General features: G+C 32.2%; 19 protein-coding genes. 8 read left to right on the top strand and 11 right to left on the bottom strand.

Features of this window, described 5'->3' with window-relative positions:
* The first annotated feature begins 27 nt into the window (after positions 1 to 27).
* Both B0A68_RS18310 and B0A68_RS18305 read left to right on the top strand, forming a co-directional pair.
* Positions 28 to 1,068, top strand: coding sequence for a PLP-dependent cysteine synthase family protein (locus tag B0A68_RS18310; protein WP_035688031.1), 1,041 nt, complete (start codon positions 28 to 30; stop codon positions 1,066 to 1,068).
* 360 nt (positions 1,069 to 1,428) lie between these two features.
* Complete coding sequence (locus B0A68_RS18305; protein WP_035683640.1) at positions 1,429 to 2,328, top strand: LamG-like jellyroll fold domain-containing protein; 900 nt, start codon at positions 1,429 to 1,431, stop codon at positions 2,326 to 2,328.
* Positions 2,329 to 2,435: 107 nt separating this feature from the next.
* Here B0A68_RS18305 and B0A68_RS18300 read toward each other — a convergent pair whose 3' ends face one another.
* The 4 genes from B0A68_RS18300 to gcvT all read right to left on the bottom strand — a co-directional run bounded on the left by B0A68_RS18300 (position 2,436) and on the right by gcvT (position 7,558).
* Positions 2,436 to 2,993, bottom strand: a complete 558-nt coding sequence (locus B0A68_RS18300) for an HD domain-containing protein (protein WP_035683636.1) — start codon at positions 2,991 to 2,993, stop codon at positions 2,436 to 2,438.
* Positions 2,994 to 3,336: 343 nt separating this feature from the next.
* Positions 3,337 to 4,050: a YebC/PmpR family DNA-binding transcriptional regulator gene (locus B0A68_RS18295; protein ID WP_035683632.1), complete on the bottom strand. Its 714-nt coding sequence runs from the start codon at positions 4,048 to 4,050 to the stop codon at positions 3,337 to 3,339.
* Positions 4,051 to 4,220: 170 nt separating this feature from the next.
* Positions 4,221 to 6,251: a S41 family peptidase gene (locus B0A68_RS18290; protein WP_035683629.1), complete on the bottom strand. Its 2,031-nt coding sequence runs from the start codon at positions 6,249 to 6,251 to the stop codon at positions 4,221 to 4,223.
* 224 nt (positions 6,252 to 6,475) lie between these two features.
* Positions 6,476 to 7,558: a glycine cleavage system aminomethyltransferase GcvT gene (gene gcvT / locus B0A68_RS18285; RefSeq protein ID WP_035683625.1), complete on the bottom strand. Its 1,083-nt coding sequence runs from the start codon at positions 7,556 to 7,558 to the stop codon at positions 6,476 to 6,478.
* Positions 7,559 to 7,792: 234 nt separating this feature from the next.
* On the opposite strand from gcvT, the gene B0A68_RS18280 reads away from it, so the two are divergent.
* The 3 genes from B0A68_RS18280 to B0A68_RS18270 all read left to right on the top strand — a co-directional run bounded on the left by B0A68_RS18280 (position 7,793) and on the right by B0A68_RS18270 (position 10,217).
* Positions 7,793 to 8,638, top strand: coding sequence for an NAD(P)H-hydrate dehydratase (locus B0A68_RS18280; protein ID WP_035683622.1), 846 nt, complete (start codon positions 7,793 to 7,795; stop codon positions 8,636 to 8,638).
* A 423-nt stretch (positions 8,639 to 9,061) separates the two neighbouring features.
* A complete protein-coding gene (locus tag B0A68_RS18275; protein WP_035683619.1) occupies positions 9,062 to 9,844 on the top strand; it encodes a HipA family kinase in 783 nt (260 codons plus the stop codon).
* Positions 9,834 to 10,217 carry a DUF3037 domain-containing protein gene (locus B0A68_RS18270; RefSeq protein WP_035683616.1) on the top strand — a complete coding sequence of 128 codons (384 nt, stop codon included), beginning with the start codon at positions 9,834 to 9,836 and terminating at the stop codon, positions 10,215 to 10,217. Before B0A68_RS18275 ends, B0A68_RS18270 begins: the two co-directional genes overlap by 11 nt.
* A gap of 143 nt (positions 10,218 to 10,360) precedes the next feature.
* Here the strand turns inward: B0A68_RS18270 and B0A68_RS18265 are convergent, their stop codons facing one another.
* Positions 10,361 to 11,473 carry a pectate lyase family protein gene (locus B0A68_RS18265; RefSeq protein WP_035683613.1) on the bottom strand — a complete coding sequence of 371 codons (1,113 nt, stop codon included), beginning with the start codon at positions 11,471 to 11,473 and terminating at the stop codon, positions 10,361 to 10,363.
* A gap of 231 nt (positions 11,474 to 11,704) precedes the next feature.
* On the opposite strand from B0A68_RS18265, the gene B0A68_RS18260 reads away from it, so the two are divergent.
* Positions 11,705 to 12,277, top strand: coding sequence for a Crp/Fnr family transcriptional regulator (locus B0A68_RS18260; protein WP_035683610.1), 573 nt, complete (start codon positions 11,705 to 11,707; stop codon positions 12,275 to 12,277).
* A gap of 202 nt (positions 12,278 to 12,479) precedes the next feature.
* On the opposite strand, the gene B0A68_RS18255 is transcribed toward B0A68_RS18260, so the two are convergent.
* The 5 genes from B0A68_RS18255 to B0A68_RS18235 all read right to left on the bottom strand — a co-directional run bounded on the left by B0A68_RS18255 (position 12,480) and on the right by B0A68_RS18235 (position 15,425).
* On the bottom strand, positions 12,480 to 12,986 hold the full coding sequence (locus B0A68_RS18255; protein ID WP_035683607.1) for a GNAT family N-acetyltransferase: 507 nt from the start codon (positions 12,984 to 12,986) through the stop codon (positions 12,480 to 12,482).
* 32 nt (positions 12,987 to 13,018) lie between these two features.
* Positions 13,019 to 13,606: a hypothetical protein gene (locus B0A68_RS18250; protein WP_035683606.1), complete on the bottom strand. Its 588-nt coding sequence runs from the start codon at positions 13,604 to 13,606 to the stop codon at positions 13,019 to 13,021.
* A 6-nt stretch (positions 13,607 to 13,612) separates the two neighbouring features.
* The gene (locus B0A68_RS18245; RefSeq protein WP_035683603.1) at positions 13,613 to 13,846 is read right to left on the bottom strand and encodes a hypothetical protein; all 234 of its coding nucleotides are present in this window, start codon (positions 13,844 to 13,846) and stop codon (positions 13,613 to 13,615) included.
* Between the two features lie 24 nt (positions 13,847 to 13,870).
* A complete protein-coding gene (locus B0A68_RS18240; RefSeq protein WP_035683601.1) occupies positions 13,871 to 14,884 on the bottom strand; it encodes a hypothetical protein in 1,014 nt (337 codons plus the stop codon).
* Positions 14,885 to 14,948: 64 nt separating this feature from the next.
* Positions 14,949 to 15,425, bottom strand: a complete 477-nt coding sequence (locus tag B0A68_RS18235; RefSeq protein ID WP_035683598.1) for a hypothetical protein — start codon at positions 15,423 to 15,425, stop codon at positions 14,949 to 14,951.
* A 315-nt stretch (positions 15,426 to 15,740) separates the two neighbouring features.
* Between B0A68_RS18235 and B0A68_RS18230 the strand changes: the two genes are divergently transcribed.
* Both B0A68_RS18230 and B0A68_RS18225 read left to right on the top strand, forming a co-directional pair.
* Positions 15,741 to 16,133: a helix-turn-helix domain-containing protein gene (locus tag B0A68_RS18230; protein ID WP_035683596.1), complete on the top strand. Its 393-nt coding sequence runs from the start codon at positions 15,741 to 15,743 to the stop codon at positions 16,131 to 16,133.
* Positions 16,134 to 16,343: 210 nt separating this feature from the next.
* A complete protein-coding gene (locus tag B0A68_RS18225) occupies positions 16,344 to 17,306 on the top strand; it encodes a hypothetical protein (RefSeq protein ID WP_035683592.1) in 963 nt (320 codons plus the stop codon).
* Positions 17,307 to 17,503: 197 nt separating this feature from the next.
* Here B0A68_RS18225 and B0A68_RS18220 read toward each other — a convergent pair whose 3' ends face one another.
* Positions 17,504 to 18,349, bottom strand: coding sequence for a hypothetical protein (locus tag B0A68_RS18220; RefSeq protein ID WP_035683591.1), 846 nt, complete (start codon positions 18,347 to 18,349; stop codon positions 17,504 to 17,506).
* Positions 18,350 to 18,353: the final 4 nt, after the last annotated feature.

Below are 18,353 nucleotides of genomic sequence, written 5' to 3'. Positions count from 1 at the left end.
AAAATGCTGTTGATTAACTATTTTTTTATGAAAGAAGAAATAAACGCTTATAATAATGTTTTAGAGTTAATAGGTAATACCCCTCTTATTAAACTAAATAAAATCACCGAAGAGTTAGAAGGAAATTTCTACGCAAAGGTAGAAGCTTTTAATCCAGGTCATTCCTCAAAAGATAGAATAGCGTTATATATTATTGAAGAAGCCGAGAAAAAAGGAATTCTTTCTCCAGGAGACACCATCATTGAAACAACTTCTGGTAATACAGGATTTAGTCTGGCAATGGTAAGCATTATTAAAGGTTACAATTGTATTCTGGCAGTAAGCTCAAAATCATCCAAAGATAAGATTGATATGCTGCGAAGCTTAGGGGCTAAAGTTTATGTCTGTCCGGCTCACGTATCTGCAGATGACGAAAGATCTTACTATAATGTCGCTAAACGATTACACGAGGAAACTAAAGGATCAGTTTACATTAATCAATATTTTAACCAATTAAATATTGATGCTCACTACAACAGCACAGGTCCAGAAATCTGGGAACAGACAAAAGGAAAAATCACCCATCTTATTGCTTGCAGCGGAACAGGAGGAACAATCTCAGGAACTGCAAAATTCTTAAAAGAGCAAAATCCGAATATTAGAATTTTAGGTGTTGATGCTTTTGGATCAGTATTAAAAAAATACCACGAAACAAGAGAATTTGACAACAAAGAAATTTACCCTTATCGTATAGAAGGTTTAGGTAAAAATCTAATTCCGTCAGCAACAGATTTTGATATCATCGATAAGTTTATGAAGGTTACCGATGAAGAAAGTGCGCATTCTGCAAGAGAAATTACTCGCAAAGAAGGTTTGTTTGTGGGTTACACCTCAGGTGCTGTAATGCAGGCTATTAAACAATATGCAGAAGAAGGTGAGTTTACAAAAGACAGCAATATTATTGCTATTTTCCCTGATCATGGTTCTCGCTACATGAGTAAAGTATTCAGCGACGACTGGATGAACGAACAAGGATTCTTTGACAGTGTCAATGAAGAAGAAGTTCAAAAAATTGAATTTGTAAAGTAGATAAAAATACTTTTTGAGATATTAACTCCATCCTTGTGATGGAGTTTTTTTTGTCTTGAATTTTGTCTGTCAATTTTTAATAATTTTTAAAAGTTGATAAATGTTAATATTTGTATTTTGATTGAATATACCGTACTAATACGTAGGAAATTTCAATTTACATTGAAAAAATTTTATTATTTTAATAATTTTTGCTAAAGTATAATAAAAACTAAGGTATATAAAAAGATTAGATTAGTGTATTTCGTCGATTATTTTAGTCTTTAATCGGATATATTTTTGTTAAAATTTGTAATAATATAGATTAGCAGTGTTAAAAAGACACTAATGTTTTTTTAGTATCCCCCAAAATCTACAAATATGAAAAAAACTCTACTTACTTTTATTTTGGTAAGTTACTTAAACGTTCATGCGCAAACTCCAATTCATGAATTTAATTTTAACGGAAACCTGACCAATACCAGCAATTCAATTTCGTTCATGGGAACGGATAATTTTGTTGCTGACAGAGCTGGGGTTGCAAAAAGTGCACAACGACTTGCTAACAAAGCTTTAGAAGCAGTTATTGATAATCTTCCGCAAGATAAAAGCGCCAGAACAATTAGTATTTGGATAAAATTTAATGATATTACAACGCCAAATTATATTTGGGGTTATGGAAATGCTTCTAACGCTCAATATTGCGGTTTGCTGCAGCAAGGAACTAATTCTGCCAACTCAGATCTAAGTTTAGCTGCTTGGGGAGCTTCTAACGATATTATTGTTCCGACACCACTTCAGAAATTTGTTTGGTACAATTATACAATTACGTATGAGGGAGTGGTTTCTAAGATTTATCGTGACGGAAAATTATTAAAATTTCTCGACGGGATGTCAAGATCTACAAAAGGAAATATTTTTAGAATAGGAGAGATCAATACAACTATCGGAATTAACGCAGATATAGACGATTTAAAGATCTATGATGTTGCTTTGACACAAGATCAGGTTAGTGAACTTTATAATAGCTCTAAACCAACTGTTGCAGCCGTAGAAACCTCTGATGAAACAAAAAACGGGAAAGGCATTGTAAAAGCTAATGGAGCAAAAACAACTGGAGCAATAACATCAAAAGATGTTAATGTAACAAAAACGATAGAAGTGTTTTCGCAGGGACAAAAAATAATAGGAAATAATTCTATGAGTATAAATGATCTTCCGGAAGGGACTTATTTGTTGAAAATTACAAATACCCCTATAAAGAAGATGTCTTCAAAATAAAATGAAACTTTGGTTAGATAATTAGTTTTTGAATTGTTTAGTAAGCATTTAATTTTTTTAGAATTAGTGAAAAGCCTTCTGAATTACAACATCAGAAGGCTTCTTTTTTATTTGAAGAATAATTTATAATTCTCTATTTTTTCTTTTAATCTATTGGCCAGGTATATATTTCCTTCTTTTAAAGTATCATAAATCAGTAAAGATTCTTTGTGATATTCTATTATTTTTTCGTTAGTCCAATAATAAGGAGGCGCATATAAATTGCATATTCTGTCTGCCATTTTAACCGACCAGACCTCTTTTGGCTGTTGTGTTATTCTAGATAAACTATGCTCCATTTGAGCCGACTTATCTTTTAGTGTAGTGTCTTTAGTTAAAGCGCTCACTCCATTTGCAACTTCTTGTCCAAAAAGTACCTTAACTTTTTCAAAAGAAATTTCAGTATCTTCTATTGTATCGTGTAACAATGCACATTTTACAGCTAAGTCGCCATTGAGAGCTGGACTATGATTCAGGGCATTTATGATTTCAAATGTCACACTTCCTATGTGATTTATGTATTCTATCTGGAGTCCTTCTTCCTCTCCTCCATATTTTTGACCTTCATGTAATTTTGAAACTAAGTGCCAGGTTTTTTGCAGATCGTCTATTGACCAATTATTCATATATATTAATATCTTTTATTATTTTATTAGCCTCTGTTTTAAAAAGTGAAGCATTTTAAATTTACTATTATTTTATCACTTAATATAATTTCTTTAATAAAAACAATAAAGCCTTCTAAATTCAGAAGGCTTTATTGTTTTAGCTTATTACGCTGATTACTATAAATAAGATTACCAGAGCAATTACGGCAAATCTTGTAAATTTTGATGTCTGCATAGATTTTAAATTAAAATTAGTTTATTGGTGAGAATAGCAAATATAATTTTTTATTTGAATTATAGAGCTTCCTAAACAAAAAAAGCTCTGGAAAATCCGGAGCTTTTTTTTGTATTTAAAAAGATATTACGATTCTTGCATCGTATGATAAACGTTCATAACGTCATCATCTTCTTCAATTTTTTCAATCAATTTTTCAACATCAGCAATCTGAGCTTCCGTAAGTTCTTTTGTGATTTGAGGTATACGCTCAAAACCAGAAGATAAAATTTCAAGGCTTCTGTTTTCTAATTCTTTCTGCAAAGCGCCAAAACTTCCAAAAGGAGCATAAATTAAGATTCCGTCCTCATCCTCAAAAACTTCTTCTGCACCAAAATCAATAAGTTCTAATTCTAATTCTTCAGGATCAAGATTTCCTTTTGCAATTCTAAAGTTGCAAGTATGATCAAACATAAACTCCACAGAACCCTGAGTTCCCATTGTTCCGTTGCATTTATTAAAATAACTTCTAATGTTTGCTACAGTTCTGTTATTGTTATCAGAGGCAGTTTCAATCAAAATCGCAATTCCGTGAGGAGCATATCCTTCAAACAAAATCTCTTTATAGTTGGCAGTATCTTTATTACTTGCATTTTTGATAGCGCGCTCAACGTTGTCTTTTGGCATGTTGGCTGCTTTCGCATTTTGTATAACCGCTCTTAGTCTGGAATTGGCATCAGGATTAGGTCCGCCTTCTTTAACAGCCATAACGATATCTTTACCAATTCTGGTAAATGTTTTGGCCATTGCAGACCAACGTTTCATTTTTCTTCCTTTTCTAAATTCGAACGCTCTTCCCATTTCTAATTTTTAGTTTTGTGATGCAAAAATACGGTTATTACTTTTTTTTCCAAAATCAAAACTATTCTTTTTTTTATAAATGTTTTGGGTTGAAAGGTTAAAGTTTCAGGTTTCAAGTTGATGCAATCCGAGCCTAAACCTGAAACTTGAAACCTGAAACAAAAAAAACATTACTTCGATCCGTTAAAATCATTAATAACATTTACCGCTTCATTAAGGTACGGATTCGTTTTAAGATTATTCATTTGATCTTGATTGATCGTTTTATCGTTTGGATAAGCTCCTAAAAGCAGTTGATTAATAGAAGAATTGTAAACATCCAGCGGATTGTTTTCATCGTTAAAACTATTGATTTCTTTCCACAGCGCGTTTATAGTTTTTTTCTGTTCAAAAACATCGTCGAGCGTCATCGGAATTTCTGCTTTTGGAGTATTTACAATTTTATCAATTTGCTGATTGATCTTTTTAATGTTATTAAAAAAGTAATTATCAGCCAGTCTGGTTGTACTATTTTTGGCCAGTTTATCAATTAGATTTCGTTTTACATACGTTTTGTATCTTAAAGACGCTTGTAAGCTGTCGTTTTTTATAGCCGTCGGGAAATCACTTTCCTTCTGATATACATCTTCATAAAATTCAGGTAAAACTACATCGGGAGTTACTCCAACATATTGATGACTTCTGCCGGTAATTCGGTAGAATTTATTTATTGTTATTTTTAAGAAATCGGTGTTTTTTTCTTCATCAAGAGGCAGAATAGTCTGCATAGTTGCTTTTCCGAGCGTTGTGCTTCCTAATAGTAAAGCGCGATTGTAATCTTGCATGATTCCGGCAAAAAATTCACTTGCCGAAGCTGTATTGCTGTTTACTAAAACAACAATTGGTCCTTTGTAAATAACACCTCTGTAAGGATCATTTATAATAGATTTTCCTTGTTTATTGTCTACAACTATAGAGATCGGGCCGTAGTCTACAAACATTCCTGCCAGTTTTATGGCTTCTTCCATAGAACCTCCGCCGTTGTCTACTAAATCAATTACTAAGCCTTTAATATTATCTCTTTCCAGTTTTATGACCTCGCGTGCCACATCGTCTGCACAGCCTTTTCTACTGTTTCCGTCAAGATCTGCATAGAAACTTGGTATTTTAATATATCCTATTTTACTGTCTTTGCCAATCATGAAACTAAAAACAGAATTTTCTTCATCTTTCATGACTTGCTTCTCAATAAATACATCAAAACTTTTGCCCGCATTTCGCTTTAGCGTAAGCGTGATGTGCTTATTAGATTCCGATAAAATCATGGTAGAGATAGATTCCAGAGACGCACACGAAACCTGCAGCGTTTCCTTTTGATTGGAAATCGAAATAATCTGATCACCTTTTTTAATTTGGCCAGTCTGATATGCCGGACCGTTTGGGTCTATTTCGGCAATTATTATTTCGTTCTTATCATTTAAGTTAACCGTCATCCCGAGAGATAAATGCTCTTTTGACAGAGAAGCTACAAAACTAGTTTTAGAATCATCGCTAAAATAAGTGGTATGCGGATCAAAATAAGTGCAGAAAAAATTATAAAACTTTTCTTCTTGTTTAGTATTGTTTTCTAAAAGAGTACTGATACGGCAGATTTCATTCGATATAATTAATTTTCTCGCAGTACTTTCGATAGATTTAAAATTAGCTTTAAGCGAATCTAAATTATCGCTTGTCTCTGCAATTTCATCCAAAACCTGATAACGCAGTTTTTTTGTCCATACTTTTTCTAAATCATCTTTTTTGAGATAGAAAGCAAAGGATTTTTTATAAAACCGAATCGTATCTTTTTTGTTATAATCAAAAGTTGCTGACTGGATTTTTTCTAAAATATTTTTTGTTCTGGTAAGTCCGGCAATATATTTATTTTTAATCTCGGTAAGGAAACTGCAGTCGTTTGAGAGAATTAAATTATCTAAATTTAAACGGTATTTTGAAGCCATTTCATCGTATTCGCTCTTAAGCAGAATATTTCTGGAAGGGTCTAATTCATTCATTAAATTATCAAAAACAAAAATCGACAAACTATCGTTTACTGGTTTTGGTCTAATATGTTCGGTCTGTATAAGTATATTTATTTTGTTTAATATCTCACAAGTTGTCGTACTATTTTGGCTAAATAATATACTTGTCGTGAATAAAAACAATAGTGTTATTTTTTTCATAATCTGAAAGTCTCGTTTACACTAAAATTACGCTTATTTTTTTATAAAAGACAGTAATTTCATCAAAAAATTAAGAGGATTATAAAAGTGATTTTTTTAGAAAAAACAGATTTTAGGTTATGTATTCAGTATTAAAAAATTACAGAAAAGAATTAAGATAAAGAGTAAAAAAAAATGCGTTGCAATTTTCATCGCAACGCACTTTCAATTATACTTTAAAAATATTATTTCTTGTAGAATGGCAGTTTTACCACTTTTGCAGGAACATCATTTTTTCTAATTCTGATAAAAATATCACTTTCAACAGCACTGTTTTCAACAGTTACATATCCTAAACCAATACCTTTATTCATAGAAGGCGACATTGTTCCAGAAGTTACAATTCCGATAACAGCTCCAGAAGCATCCACAATTTCGTAATCGTGTCTTGGTACTGCACGTTCCTGCATTTCAAAAGCAACTAATTTTTTAGTAACACCTTCTTCTTTTTGTTTTTTAAGCGCGTCAGAATTTGTAAAATCTTTATTAAATTTAGTGATCCATCCTAAACCAGCTTCAAGCGGAGAAGTAGTATCATTAATATCATTTCCGTACAAGCAGAATCCCATTTCAAGTCGTAAAGTATCACGCGCAGCAAGACCAATTGGTTTAATTCCGTAAGAAGCACCAGCTTCAAAAACTTTATTCCAAATTTGCTCTACTTCACTGTTTTTGCAGTAGATTTCAAATCCGCCAGAACCAGTATAACCTGTAGCAGAAATGATTACGTGCTCGATTCCGGCAAAATCACCCACTTCAAAATGGTAATAAGTAATTGCGGCCAAATTTACAGAAGTTAAAGTCTGCATTGCCTCAACTGCTTTTGGACCCTGAATCGCCAAAAGAGAATAATCATCAGAAATATTCTTCATGTCAACTCCCAAATCATTGTGAGATGAAATCCAGTTCCAGTCTTTTTCTATGTTCGAAGCATTTACAACCAGTAAATACTGCTCTTCTTTCATTTTATAAATAATCAAATCATCCACAATTCCGCCTTCATTATTAGGAAGACAAGAATATTGCGCTCTTCCAATTGTCAAAGTCGACGCATCATTTGAAGTTACTTTCTGGATCAGTGCCAAAGCATTTGGACCTGTAAGTAAAAATTCTCCCATATGCGAAACGTCAAAAACGCCCACACTAGTACGAACCGTTTCATGTTCAGCATTAACACCTTCATATGTAATAGGCATATTATAACCTGCAAAAGGAAGCATTTTTGCTCCTAAACCTTGATGTATGTGCGTTAGCGCAGTATCTTTCATTGTGTTGGATTTATAAAATTGAGTCGCAAATTTATTCAAAAAATATCGAAAAAAGATACTCTAAATTATAAATTTCGCAATGATTAGGAGCAATTTCCCGTGATCCGCTATATCTTTTGCTTTTTAAAGAAAAAAGCAAAAGGATGCCGCTTCTCCCGGGGCTATATAGGACCGTTCAAAAGAAGATTCGTGCTTTCAATTTTTTATGTAACTTTAGTATATAAAAGCACTCAGATGAAATCACCGTATTTAATCACAAAAGAAGAAATTCTAAAATTGTACAAACCTGTAGATTCCAAAGCCCATAAAGGAACACAAGGTCATGCGGTGATCATTGCCGGAAGCTACGGAAAAATTGGAGCAGCAGTTTTGGCCTCAAAATCCTGCCTCAAATCCGGATGCGGACTAGTAACTGCTTTTATACCAAAATGTGGTTATCAAATCCTTCATATCTCAATTCCAGAAGTAATGACCGCGACCGATGAAAACGCAAATTTCATCACTAACATTCAGTTGCCATTAATCCCGCAGGCAATCGGAATTGGTCCGGGAATAGGGAAGGAGCTCGGAACGCAAAAAGCGTTATTTGAATTTTTAAGAGTAAACAATGCCCCTTTAGTTCTCGATGCAGATGCTTTAAACATCATTTCAGAAAATTTATCCTGGTTAGAATTAGTTCCCGAAGACACGATTCTAACTCCTCATCCAAAAGAATTAGAACGCTTAATTGGTAAATGGAATTCGGAATCTGAAAAATTTCAAAAAACAATAGCTTTCTCAGAGAAATACAAAGTAATCATTGTCATGAAAGGCGCGCCGACATTCATAATAAACAGGACTTCTGTTTACGAAAACACAACCGGAAACGCAGCACTTGCAACCGCAGGAAGCGGCGATGTACTAACCGGAATTCTCACAAGTCTTCTCGCGCAGGGCTACGAACCCAAATATGCTGTAAAACTAGGTGTCTTTCTTCACGGTTTAACTGCCGATCTGGCTGTGCCAAAAACAGGTTATGAGTCTTTTATAGCTTCAGATATTATCGAGAATTTAGGAAAAGCTTTTTTGAATTTGGTTTAACCGCAAAGGGCGCAATGAATTACGCAAGGTTCGCAAAGTTTTTTGCCACGAAGGCGCAAAGACACAAAGCTTTTTTTAATCTTTCGAAGACGCAGAATGCCAAAGTTTTTTATATGCTCTTTAGATTTACTTATATTAAGTTTACTTATATAGCTTATATGGTTTAACCGCATAGGGCGCAATGATTTACGCAAGGTTCGCAAAGTTTTTTGCCACTAAGGCGCTAAGACACAAAGCTTTTTTTTATCTTGCGAAGACGCAGAATACCAAAGTTTTTTATATGCTCTTTAGATTTGCTTATATTAAGTTTACTTATATAGCTTATATGGTTTAACCTTGCGAACTTTGCGTAAATCTTTGTGAACTTTGCGGTAAAATTCACTTTACAGTTAAATAAAAAGTCTAAAATCGTAACTTTGTAACATGAAAAACAACTTCGATCTTAGAACGGTAAATGTTACCCGTTACATTACACCACTGCGCGAAGGCGGTTCTTTGCCCGCTTTGGCAGAAGCAGATGACGATTTTAAATACGTATTAAAATTTAGAGGTGCCGGACACGGTGTAAAAGCTCTTATAGCCGAATTAGTTGGCGGACAAATTGCAAAAGCTTTAAAATTACAATTACCAGAATTAGTTTTCGCAAATCTCGACGAAGCTTTTGGAAGAACAGAAGCCGACGAAGAAATTCAGGATTTACTTCAGGGAAGTCAGGGATTAAATCTGGCACTGCATTTTTTGTCTGGCGCAATAACCTTTGATCCGGTTGTAACAATTGTTGATGCAAAATTAGCATCGCAGATTGTCTGGCTCGATGCTTATATTACAAACGTAGACAGAACGTTTAAAAATACTAATATGCTGATCTGGCACAAAGAATTATGGCTGATTGATCATGGAGCATGTTTATATTTTCATCATTCTTGGAACAATTGGGAACAGCACGCAAAAAGTCCGTTTGCGTTAATAAAGGATCATGTTTTACTGCCTCAGGCTTCATTATTGAAAGAAGTCGATGTCGAATTTAAAGCGATTCTGACACCAGAAATTTTAGAAGAAATTGTAAATACGATTCCACTAGACTGGCTCCAATGGGAAGATACAGACGAAACGCCTGAAGGCTTGCGAAATGTATATTTACAGTTTTTGAAAACCAGATTAAACAATTCCGAAATCTTTGTAAACCAGGCTCAAAATGCAAGATAATCACTTATACGAATATGCTGTGATTCGCGTTGTGCCAAGGGTAGAGCGTGAAGAATTCCTGAATATCGGAATCATTTTGTTTTGCAAAAAAGCTAAATTTATAAAGGTTCTTTTTCAATTAAATAAAGAAAAAATACAAGCACTTTCTGCCGATTTTGATATCGAGCAATTAGAGTGCAATTTGACTTCGTTAGAAAAAATCACAAACGGAGCCAAAGACGGCGGACCAATTGCAGAATTTGATATTCCGGAACGCTTTAGATGGTTAACCGCAATTAGAAGTTCGGCTATTCAAACTTCAAGGCCTCATCCTGGTTTGTGTATGGATTTAGAAAAAACAATTCAGCGTTTGTTTGAAGAGTTAGTTCTTTAAAAAAAAGGGACAAAGGAACAAAGGCTCTAAGATGCTAAGGTTCTAGATTCTGGCTGAAAAATCTTTTAGTCCTTGCTTAAAATAAAAAAACCACGGATTACAGATGTAATCCGTGGTTAAAACTAAACTAACTAACTCAGATTTTAGAAAGAACCACAAGTGTTTCCTGCAAATGTAGCACCAGCGCCAGCAGTTACATCTGCTTTAACAGCCGAAGCCAAAAGTGTTACAATAGTATAAGGAGGCGTAAATGCAGTCTTACTTCCTGCAGTATTGCCGCTTGTGTTTGTAAAAACATTTCCAACTGCTGTAACAGCTGTATATCCAGTCATTAAATCGATTGGAGTTTTTACACCTTCAAAAACATTATTTTCTACTCGAATATCTCCCTCAAAACCTGCGGCGATACATTTATTACTTACTGTACTATTAAAATAGCTGTTGATAATATGTACTTTTCCAAAACGAACTCTAGGCATTCTTTCTTTACAGCCCGGAGCCCACCAGCATCTTGCAAAAGTAATTCTCAATTTTCCACGGTCTCCAGTTGCACCGTCGCTAGAACCAATTAAGTTCGAATATCTGTGATCGTCTGATCCTCCAGAACCTCCCGCTTTTGGTGGTTTTAGATAATGAAATTTAGAATACGTAACAGAAATATAATCTGATTTGTTTTTAATGTCGAAGTTTCCATCAACACCGTCTCTAAATTCGCAGTGATCAACCCACACGTTTGTACATTCGTCTAGAATTGCATTGTCCCATCCGTCAGTATCATAAGCTCCGGGACCTTCAAAAATTAGATTTCTAATAATGATGTTTTTACATCTTTTAATGTTGATGATTCCAGAAGCATCTTTAGTTTGATTAGTCGAAACCAATTTTGCACCGCTGGTACCATAAATGGTTTTACCAGTCTGGTCCTGAAACGATAATCTTGTTGTTACTGTAATAGTACCAGTAACTTTAATAACTTTTACGGCAGCATTCTCAATAGCCGATTTTAATTGAGCATACGTAGTAACCGTAGTTTCTGCCGAAGTTCCTCCACCAGTTGTCCCTCCGTTTTGAGAAGCCCATCCAGGGACTTGTGCGCAATTTCCAACTTTGGCAGTACTGCTGTTTGATGCCAAAATTATTGTTGATTCGTCTGCAGCTGTTTCATTTTGAGCTGAAGCGATTTCTTCGGTGTTACATGCTGCAAAACCGAATAATAGTGTTAGTAGGAACACCGAGATTTTTGATTTAAATTTCATAGTATAAGTTTGGGGTTTATAATATTTAACAGTGCAAAACTGAGAATAATAACACATAAAAAAGTTGAACAAGTTCAATGTTTTGAAAAAATATCTACAAAAAGTGTTTTTTTAACAGTTGTTAAGTGACAAAAAAAAGGTAAAAAAGGTACTTTTACGTAATCGATTACATCATTTTCCCAAATCTAAGATGTACTTGTAAATTTTTCCCCAAATAAAAACCACAAAAAAATGTACAACCTACTACGAAAAAACATCGAAAGAAAAATTCCGCTCACAGACGAAGAATGGAATTGTATTGTTTCAAAAGCAGTGCTGATTAAACTAAAAAAGAATCAGTTTCTTCAAATTCAGAATTCTAATAATAGTTATGAAGGATTTATTTTGAAAGGTGCTTTTAAGACTTACATCTTAAATGAAAACGGAACAGAATCTGTAATTTTCTTTTCTTTTGAAAAAGAATGGATGTGTGACCTCGAAAGTTTTTACCACCAAAAACCAACGACCTACAACATCAAAGCTATCGAAGACAGTGAGATTTTAGTAATTGATAAAGCCAAAAAGGCGCAGTTATTTGAAGAAGTTCCTAAACTTATTCAGTTTCACGTTCTTATGATTGAGCGGGCAAACGTTGCCATACAGCGAAGACTTCTGGATGTTATGAATAAAACTTCCAAACAGCGTTATCTCGATTTTATAGAGCGTTATCCCGAGAAAATACAAACGATAAACAATAGAAATTTGTCCTCTTACCTAGGAGTTTCACATGAGTTTCTATCAAAGATTAAAAGGATAGTTTCTTAGGTTCAGAGAGACAAAGGTTCAGAGAGACAAAGGTTCAGAGAGACAAAGGTTCAGAGGAGCAAAGGTTTAAAGGTCTCTTGAATTAAATAAAATCTCGCAAAGTAGTGAAGTTGCAAAGAAATAAACTTTGCGACTCCGCGTCTTTGCGAGATTAATTCGCTCCAATATTTAACCTGAAACCTAAAACTTGAAACAAATAAAACTAAATTTTCTTCTCCAAGTAGATAAACTCCAAAGGCATATCAGAAATCGTAACATGAATTACGCTGTCCGGAAAAGCTTCCTTTTTTCCTGTATCTACATAACCATGGCGCTTGTACCACGCTATAAGCTCTTCACGTACCGAAATAACAGTCATAATAATACTAGATAAGCCTAAAGCTTTAGCATGATTTTCGGCTTCGGCAAGCATCTTTTTTCCGATACCGGCATTTTGTAATTCAGGAGAAACTGTCAGCATTCCTAAGTACAGCTGATGTTCTTTTTCTACCAGCAAAACCGAACCAATAATTTTTTCGTTTTCTGTAAATTTCAGAATTGTATTTTTAGGATTCAGAAACATTTCTGTCATTTCCTGTTCGTCGGTTCTTTTTCCTTCGAGTAAATGTGCTTCGGTAGTCCAGCCTTTTTTAGAAGTTTCTCCTCTGTATGCTGCATTTATTAAGGTTGTTAATGCGGGAATGTCTTGTAGTGTTGCTTTTGTAATCATGGTATGATAATTTGAATTGCTTCCTCTTTTAGCTATTTAGTTTCTAAAAAATAAAAGTAATTAGTATGTTCTATAATTTTATTTCTTTCCGTTTCAAAAAGTACATTTTTAGTACTCTTTTCTTTATCAATGTAAATCTTTCCTTGTTTAAACGCACCAGAAATATTTATTTTTCCAAATTTGTTTTTATCTAAATGTATAATGCCGTACTCTGTTTTGTAATTTCCGTAATAACTAATTCGGCCTCCCCAGCTTCCGCTTCTAATTATATATTTTCCATCTTCTTTTAAATCGATATGTAATCCATTTCCGTTTGCTTGAATGTAAGTTTTTGAATTTTGTAAGTTCTCATAATAAAGATATAGGCCTAAATTCAAAAAAATAATTATAAAAGCTAAAAAAGTTGGAATGAGAGTCTGTATTTTCCTGTTCTTTTTGAAATTGTTACAATCTTCAGGAATTACATTTGATAACAAGAAAATTTCTAAAACACTTAAAATGGAATAGAAAAATACCGCGAAAATATTGTCTGCATGATACGATCTGTAAAGTATAAATAGAAACAATCCTCCAACAATAGTAAGCTGCATTATTCTTTTGGTCTGGTTTTTTTCCTGCATTTATAATTAGTTACTTTTTCGTGATTCCATCAAATCCAAACGATTTTTAATTCTTTCCAGAATATTAATATCAGAATCACCATGAATATCTCTTATATTATAATTAAAATTTCTTGGATCGGTAGTTTCTTGAAATTCATTAATATTGAGGTTAAAAAGAGCCTGACCAAATCGCTGGCTTGGATTTTTTTCCAGATAAGATTCTATTAATTCAAGTATAAGTTTATGTTCTTCTTTCATTTGAAACGGCAATTGTATTAGCAATTATTTGTAAAACTCGTAGTAATTTTTAAAATTATAACAAGTATCTATTTCTTGATCCTTTTGAGTTGTTTTTACTGGGATTCCGAATTTATCTAAGAAAAAATTTTCAGTTCCATAATAAGAACTATCGACCGCTTGATAAGTGTTTTTTATCAGCGTATTTTTTAAAAATTCTTTTCTTGAAATCTCAATGTTGCTTTCTTTTCTAATTATAATTTTGCTTAGGTTTTTATATCTGTATTCAGTACTTCTTAAAGTATCTTTTTGATCGATGGAGTAAGTTTTCTTTAAATTATTAGAGCTATCATATTCAAAGTATTTAGCATTACTATCCCATTTTTTGCCTTTTACATAATATTCTATTTTCTGAATTTTATTGTTTTTATTTAGAATATACAATTTGTATGATCCATCATATTTCGTAGTATTAAAATTAGAATATTCTTTAATTTCATTGTTCCAAAATTCTCTTTTAATGATATAATTTGGTCTTTTTTTATTTTCGCTTTCTATTTTTTTTACAAAGTCGATACAATCTTTATAGTTTTTAATTTCTTTTATAAATAAGTGAGGATTTGTATTGTAATCTTTTAAATATCCAAGTATCGTAGATTTTAGTTCCGTAATATTATCACCACTATAAGAGTATTCAAATAATTCATATTCAATATTTGAATGTAGATAATACGTTTTTATTAGTTTATTATCATTGTAAACATTTGCTTCTATCATGTAAATAAATCTGCCATTCCAATTCTCACTTACATATTGTTTGTAATACTTAAAGATTAGATTTTTATTTTTATCAAATTCAAGAATATTTACAGTGTCTTGATTTTGCACTTGGTAAAATTTTTTGATTTTATCCGGGAATTTGTTTTCAGAAAGAAGCAAGTTGAATGTCATTTCAGAAGAAGATGGAAGGACATTTTCTAAAAGCGGAGGTAAATCAATTTTTTCTTTAGTACACGACAAAAGAAAACTAAAAACTAAAAGACTAATTATTTTTTTCATCGGATAAATAGGATAGTTGATTTAATCAAACTTATAAATTTATGTTACAATAAAGGATCAGAAATTATTCAAAAATTTTCCATAAGTATCTCTCGTCTACAATTGCATTTGGATTTTGACTTACCATTTCCAGAAAAAGATTAAAATTGCGATAACTTCTTATCTTATAAGTAAATCGTTTTCCTGAATCGTCGATGATTATTTTCCAAACTCTTCTTTCATTAATCATCACATTGGTTTTTCTCATTTCAGTAATGGTAGAAATAGCATGCTGCACTACAGGACTTTTTGATTTTATGACGTATAAATTGTTATCGTCAAAATAATAAACAGATATATTAAACAAGAATTTTTCTAAACCCCACATAAAGGTCGTCGGAGCAGATAATCTGGTTAAAGTATGTAAATCTAAATTGGTTCGTTTTTTAAATTCAATTGCTCTTAGTTCTATAAAATAGTCAATCCAGGATTGAATTTTTTTGTGATTGAATAGCAAAACAATAATGAATGCTAAAAAGATTAAGGCAATATATATAGTCATATTTAAATAAGTTCGTAAAATATTTATCAGTCAAACATAGTAAACTTATTCAATAAAAATAAAAAGAAAACCACAAATTACATCAATAAATGGTTGTAATGCGTGGTTTTTAATCTTGTAGCAGCGATTGTAATACTTCGCAGAGCGGGAGATTGTAAGTCATTGATTAGCGCAAGTTATATTTATGTTTGCCAGAGCACGCATCTTAAGTCGAATTTATCAATTCATATCAATTATGAAAAGAGTATCTTACAAAAACAGTTTGTTTTTTACCGAAATTTATTTTCGTTTCAGAATTTTAAATATCTTTGAATTATGAGTACAGCAATAAAACCAAAACATATCGGCAGAAATATAAGCCGTATCAGAGAGCTTAAAGATATGAAACAGGAAGCACTGGCACTGGCTATAGGAACAAATCAGCAGGCAATTTCGGCTATTGAAAACAGCGAAACGGTTGACGAACAAAAACTAATTGAGATCGCAAAAGCTCTTGGAGTTTCTGTCGAAGCAATTAAAAACTTTTCGGAAGAAGCGGTTTTAAATATTATTGGTAATACTTATCACGATAATGGTATTGTAAATGCTGGACTTAATTATAATTGCACTTTTAATCCTTTAGATAAAGTTGTTGAACTTTACGAACGTTTGGTGCAAGCTGAAAAAGATAAAGTGGAGTATTTGGAGAAATTATTAAACGGGAAATAAACGTTTTTTGAACATATATTTTAAAAAAAAGACCTTTATGAGGTCTTTTTTTGTTCTTTTACTTATCAATTACTAGCGCGAGCGTCTCGCTCGTGCACGTTTCAATTGGTTTTTGAATTTCTTTGTGTTCACAAGCGGGACGCTCGCGCTAGCTGGGCTATCAGGGGATATATTTATTAGGTGAAATATTAATGGTAAAAAAATATTAAAATGGGATTTAATTTTACAGGAATAGTTGTAAACAAAAATTATGAGGATGATATAAATGTTCTTGCAAAAGATTTAGGATTAGGGAATCTTAAATATGAAGAGGAAATAGAATTTTCAGAAGCTCATCATTATGTATCAAAGAATACGCGACATTGTGTGGTATATCCTGCTGAAAATGGAACATTGATTTTTTTATGTCAACCCCTCCTAAATATTGAACGAATAGCCAAAAACGAAGAAGTGCTTTCTTTTTTAATATCGGAGTACTCCATGACTTTTTTCTTTGAGTATTATAAAAAAGATCGCTCTGTAATAAATTTAAACAATTCCAATTCTGTATTTGAATGCGTACGTTCAAAAATATTGATTACAGACAATGAAATTGCAGAATACGGCGATAAACTTCCTATTGAATCAAGTAATAACTTAGATACTATGGATACAATTTTTCACTTAATCAGCGAAGTATTAGGTCAGGAATTTGGTTCAATTGATATGAATTGTAAAATAAAAACATATTATATGTCGAGCGATAATAGTGATGATGAAGCATGGGAACCGAAACTCGAACTACCTTATGAGTTTGAAGTTGGCTGGCCTAACTATCCTATAATTTTACAGAGAAATAACCAATCGATAAAATTTGAAATTGAAACTACATATGACTTAAAAATCCTTTTTAAATTTACAGGTAAAGCTTTGCATTGTTTTTTGAATGCATTGATGGAAACTTTTAACATCAATATAAAAAATACTATACCTGAAGATATGCAGGAGAAAATTTTTGCACTTCCAATCTTAGACTTTTATAGGACTGAAGGTGTTTCGTGGAAAGTATTTTCAGATAATCCCCAAAACTATTTTGAATTTTATGTTACACGATACAATTTTCATGATAAGCTGATAATTTATTCAGACAAAGAGTATTATCAAAATATAATTAATTATTTCAATGTCTTTTGAAAATCAAGAATAACGGTCAAGAAATAGTTTGATGTTGTGTTGGCAGGACAAATTTATCAATTGCAAGCGCAAGCGTCCCGCTCGTGAACGTTTCAGCATTCACGTTTTCTAATTTTTGTGTTCACGAGCGGGACGCTCGCGCTAGCGGGGTAATTTGTGGCCTAAAATTTATTGGTTGTCCCATGCTAAAAAATAAATTATATGATTGAATTAAGTTTATCTTGAATATCTGTTACATTCTTTACATCGAAATTTGTTAGCTTGTCTCTGAGAAGATTCACTTTAGCTAAATTTAAATTAGCCTTATAGAAAATCTGAAATTTAAGTTTCTTTTGAATTTTAGAATCTGAATTCATTATTGGTAATCTGAGAAATAATTGCTCATAAGTATTATATAAAGCAAGAAAATAGAATAATGGAATGCTCACAAAGCTTAAAAGAACAGGTAATATTAATGAATTTAGGTTATGAACTGAGAAGAAATTTTGGTAATCATGAAATGTTTTATATATAGCAAAAACAAAATAAAGCAATCCAATTATTGCGATAATATTTGAAAGAAGATTTGTTAACATTTTATTTTTACTGTCTAATTCAGAAACTGATTTAAGTAAAGTAATTATTAAAATAAATGGGAAAATAAAAAATTCAATCCAAAAATTAAAAGAATAGAAATTCGACAAAAATTCAAGAAATAGAGTTAGTTTAAAGTTTTCATTTAGAATTTTTAGAAAAAAACCATTGTTAGATGCTTTGTCAATTTTAAAAAAAGTTACGATTGCAAATGTGGTAAACCATAATATTGAATCTTTTAAAAGAGTAAAATCCCATAAATCAAAATATTTTAGAATAAGTAAAATAGTGATGGTATATAAAAGCATTATTAAATAAACTATTGTAAGTTTTGGAGCGAAAAAAGATCTTACAAGATTTATAAAGGATTTGCCGAAACTAATTTTAAAAGCAAAAAACATTCCGATAATAGCTGTCCAAATTATTAAAGCTAATTCTCTATTTGAAAATATTTCTTGTAATTGTTTCATAGTT

The organism is Flavobacterium reichenbachii, from assembly GCF_002217435.1.
Classification (GTDB): domain Bacteria; phylum Bacteroidota; class Bacteroidia; order Flavobacteriales; family Flavobacteriaceae; genus Flavobacterium; species Flavobacterium reichenbachii.
This window is presented reverse-complemented; position numbering and strand designations above follow the sequence as displayed.